Consider the following 916-nt stretch of genomic DNA (forward strand, 5'->3'; position numbering starts at 1 on the left):
CGAAGCCCTCGCCGCGCTGCGCGCCGCCGAGGCGCGGGACGGCGCGCCCAACATCGCGCGGCGGCGCGAACTCCTCGCGCGCCTCGCCGCCGAGGTGAAGCGCCGGGCGCAGGCCATCGCCGACGCGGCCTCGGCCGATTTCGGCGCAAGGTCGCGGGCGGAAACGCTGCTCGCCGACGTGCTGCTGGTGGCCGATTGCGCCATCCATGCCCGCCGCCGCGTTGCGCGCTGGGCGCGACCGCGCGCGGCCCGCGTGCCCTTCCCCTTCCTGCCCGCACGCGCCTGGACGGAACCGGTGCCGAAGGGCGTGGTCGGCATCATCGGGCCGTGGAACTACCCGGTGCAGCTCACCCTGGTGCCGGCGATCGACGCGCTCGCGGCCGGCAACCGCGTGGTGGTGAAGCCGTCCGAGCACGCGCCGCGCTGTGCGGCGGAAATCGCCGCCGTGCTCGATGCGGCGCTCGGGGCGGACATGGCGCGCTGCGTCACCGGCGATGCGACGGTCGCCGCCGACTTCGCGGCGCAACCCTGGGACCACCTCGTGTTCACGGGGGGCACCGAGACCGGGCGGCGCGTGGCCCTCGCCGCCGCCGCGAACCTCGTCCCCGTCACGCTGGAACTGGGCGGGAAATGCCCGGCCATCGTGCTGCCGGGGGCGGATCTCGCCCGCGCCGCGCACGACATCCTGGTCGGCAAGGCGCTCAATGCCGGGCAGACCTGCGTCGCCCCCGACACGGTGCTGCTGGTGGGCCATGCGCGCGCCGCCTTCGAGGCCGCCTGCCGCGCGGCGGATGTCGCGCCCCCCGAGACCGCGCTGGCGAGCGCGGCGCAGGCCGCGCGGCTGGATCGCCTGGCCAGATCGGAAGAGCACAGGCCTGAACCCCAGCCACACTAGAGTCTCGGAAGGCGGCTGCTG

At 76.0% G+C, this 916-nt stretch carries 1 protein-coding gene; it reads left to right on the top strand.

The window, feature by feature from the left end; genetic code table 11:
• Positions 1-895, top strand: an 895-nt coding sequence (locus HW577_RS25690; RefSeq protein WP_198378910.1) for an aldehyde dehydrogenase family protein, incomplete at its 5' end; no start/stop codon positions are given.
• Between the last annotated feature and the right edge of the window lie 21 nt (positions 896-916).

The sequence above is a fragment of the Neoroseomonas rubea genome (assembly GCF_016106015.1).
Taxonomy (GTDB): domain Bacteria; phylum Pseudomonadota; class Alphaproteobacteria; order Acetobacterales; family Acetobacteraceae; genus Neoroseomonas; species Neoroseomonas rubea.